Raw genomic sequence first — 1,896 nt, 5'->3', positions numbered from 1 at the left:
AATGCCCACCACCAAGGCCAAAAAGATCAAGATGAAGACCCCTCGCTTGGGGTCTGAGGCAAACGCATGAACCGAGGTCAGAACGCCCGAGCGCACCAAGAACGTGCCCAGCAATGACAATGAAAACGCCCCAATGGCCAACAAGATGGACCAGGCCTTGAAGCCGCCCCGTTTGTCAGTCACCATCAAAGCATGGATCAAGGCTGTGCCAAACAACCAAGGCAAAAGGGAGGCGTTTTCCACCGGGTCCCAAAACCACCAGCCGCCCCAGCCCAACTCGTAATAAGCCCACCAAGAGCCCAGCGCGATGCCGGCGGTCATGAACATCCAGGCCACAATCGTCCACGGCCTTGACCAGCGGGCCCAAGCTGCGTCCATGCGCCCCGACAACAAGGCGGCAATGGCAAAAGCAAAGGCCACCGAAAACCCCACATAGCCCATGTACAACATCGGCGGGTGAATGATCAAGCCCGGGTCTTGCAGCAATGGATTCAAATCGCGCCCGTCAGCGGGTGCGGGGATCAGGCGCTCAAACGGACTGGAGGTGATCACAGTGAAAGACAAAAATCCGACAGACACCCAGCCCAAAACCCCAATCACCCGAGCCACCATGGCCAAGGGCAAGGTTTTCGAAAACAGGGCCACGGCCACAGTCCAACCCGACAACATCAGAACCCACAGCAGCAGAGAGCCTTCGTGACCACCCCACACTGCGGAAACCTTGTATTGCATGGGCAAGAGCGAGTTGGAGTGTCCAGCGATGTACTTGATGGAAAAGTCGTCTGTGACCGCCCCATGCGTCAACACCGCATAGGCCAACACGATGAGTGAAAACTGAAGCAAGGCCGTGGGTTTGGCCAGCGCCTGCCACCGGGGTCTGTCCAAGATCGTGCCCGCCAGCGGCAACACCGCTTGCAATAAAGCGACGCAAGTGGCGAGGATCAACGCAAAGTGACCAATTTCAACAATCATTGAAAGCTCTTTTCTCTCAGTTAGGCAGCTTGAGCGATTTCGCTGCTTTGTCGGCTGCAGCCTGGTCTAAGGCGTGTTGCGCCTCAGGCGGCATGTAATTTTCGTCGTGTTTGGCCAAAACCTCGGAGGCCTTGAATGCTCTGCCCTCTTGCATTTTCCCTTGTGTCACCACGCCCTTGCCTTCTTTGAACAAATCGGGGAGCAAACCGGTGTAGGACACAGAGACATCGTGTGCAAAGTCAGTCACGACAAATTGCACGTTCTCGCCGTCTTTCTTCACACTGCCCTCTTTGACCATGCCGCCCACGCGAAAGGCACGGCCCTGAGGGGCCTCCCCTTGCGCGACTTGGGTGGGGGTGAAAAAGAAAACCAAGTTGCTTTGAAACGCATTCAAAACAAGCGTGCCCGCTGCGGCCAATGCCAGTAATCCAGCGCTGATCCAAAGCATTCGTTGATGACGGGGCTTCATGATTGCCAATCCTTGCTCAAACCTTGTTCAGAGGCCGATTCTGCAGCCACTTGCGCCAATACACGCTGGCGCTGCTGCCTGACCCAGCCAATTTCTAGGGCCATAAGCATGGCAGTGACACCAAAACTGCCCCAGACATAAAACCCATACCCACCCATGGCCCAAAATTCGGCCGCACTGTTCCAAATCATGGCGAACTCCTTTTGAATTGGGCTTTGATTTCGGGTAAATCAGCCACCCATTGCGCGTGCCTTTCACGCATCAAAATCATGCTCCTGACTCTGTACAGGGCTATGGCGATGGCATAAAGCCAAAACGCAACGGCCATGATGAGCATGGCTTGCAACATGACTTCCGCCATTTTTGAGCCTTGGGTCAAGGACACCGACGCGCCCTGATGCAGGGTGTTCCACCACTTCACGGAGAAGTAAATCACCGGCACATTGAGGGCCCCC

General features: G+C 55.6%; 3 protein-coding genes and 1 pseudogene. All 4 read right to left on the bottom strand.

What is annotated here, in order from left to right:
* A partial coding sequence (locus tag Q0341_RS01310; RefSeq protein ID WP_299510022.1) for a heme lyase CcmF/NrfE family subunit occupies nucleotides 1–972 on the bottom strand: 972 nt, incomplete at its 3' end.
* 16 nt (nucleotides 973–988) lie between these two features.
* Nucleotides 989–1,441, bottom strand: coding sequence for a cytochrome c maturation protein CcmE (gene ccmE, locus Q0341_RS01305; protein WP_299510021.1), 453 nt, complete (start codon nucleotides 1,439–1,441; stop codon nucleotides 989–991).
* Complete coding sequence (ccmD, locus tag Q0341_RS01300) at nucleotides 1,438–1,632, bottom strand: heme exporter protein CcmD (RefSeq protein ID WP_299510020.1); 195 nt, start codon at nucleotides 1,630–1,632, stop codon at nucleotides 1,438–1,440. The genes ccmE and ccmD overlap by 4 nt, the downstream gene beginning before the upstream one ends.
* Nucleotides 1,629–1,896, bottom strand: a pseudogene (locus Q0341_RS01295) (heme ABC transporter permease); the annotation flags it as partial. The gene ccmD and the pseudogene Q0341_RS01295, both read right to left, overlap by 4 nt.

The organism is uncultured Limnohabitans sp. (genome assembly GCF_937889215.1).
Lineage (GTDB): Bacteria > Pseudomonadota > Gammaproteobacteria > Burkholderiales > Burkholderiaceae_C > Limnohabitans_A.
This window is presented reverse-complemented; position numbering and strand designations above follow the sequence as displayed.